General features: G+C 56.4%; 1 protein-coding gene. It reads right to left on the bottom strand.

All coding sequences use genetic code 11. From position 1 onward, the window contains the following. Window positions 1-34: 34 nt before the first annotated feature. Window positions 35-475 (bottom strand): hypothetical protein (locus I6F37_RS38865; protein ID WP_225154201.1); only part of this gene is annotated, 441 nt, incomplete at its 5' end.

Here is a 475-nt window from a genome sequence, read left to right as displayed (position 1 = left end):
GTCATGCCGTAGGCATCTCTCTCATTTTGTACTGCTATTCCACGCGCTTGAGCGCGTGCAGGGTGAAGCTCATGTACTGGATTGTGCCTGATTCATCGCGCAGAAAGGCCAGTTGGGTCACGGGTTCAGCCACTTGAGGCACGTAGACATCAAAGAGGTCTGTGCCCACCGCGCGCAACTCAAAGGTGACACCGGGCATCGTCGCAGTTAAGCCGCCTCCTTGCACCGCCACCGCTACTACCTCGGCTTCTTCCCCTGGCAACGCGCTCGACATGGCATACTGCCCCGCATAGCTCGCCAGTGTGGCCTCGTCCAGCGTTAGCTCTGGGCTGGGTTGTTGTTCATCTGGGGCAACAAAGAGGTCAAAGGCCGCTTGTGTGATACGCGCGGGATCATAGTTATTACGATTACTCAGGACAATTACCGCCACCTCTTGGCTGGGCATCAATTCCATTGTCGCCGCATAGCCATTGAT

Source organism: Bradyrhizobium sp. NBAIM08 (assembly GCF_020193935.1).
Taxonomy (GTDB): Bacteria; Pseudomonadota; Alphaproteobacteria; order Rhizobiales; family Xanthobacteraceae; genus Bradyrhizobium; species Bradyrhizobium yuanmingense.
The sequence above is the reverse complement of the archived record's forward strand: the minus strand, read 5'-3'. Positions and strand labels throughout refer to the sequence as shown.